1 protein-coding gene is annotated in these 270 nt (G+C 39.6%); it reads right to left on the minus strand.

Annotated features, from left to right (window positions below; translation table 11 throughout):
- Positions 1-270: hypothetical protein (locus A3762_RS27235; RefSeq protein ID WP_197469076.1), on the minus strand; the 270-nt coding region annotated here is incomplete at both ends.

A 270-nucleotide genomic window follows, 5' to 3' on the forward strand; every position in this document is an offset into this window, starting at 1 on the left:
TAACTGTGCCGAGTTAAAGCGAGTAATACATTAAACTTATACCCGTGCGAATGAAGAAGAGTAAAACCTTCTTCGACAATCAACTTCCAAATGTCATGCATACCAGGGCGATTCAAGCCCGACTTCATCCGCCACAGAATAACATCAATACCTAGTTTTTTAGCTTCTAGCTCAATAGCTTTTGGTTCTTCATTGACTGTGCCGCAACTTAGAATAGTCGATTGAAGTCCTTGTTTAATTTGCTCGCTACAAAGCGTTAGTAACATTTTC

Source organism: Oleiphilus sp. HI0125, from assembly GCF_001635355.1.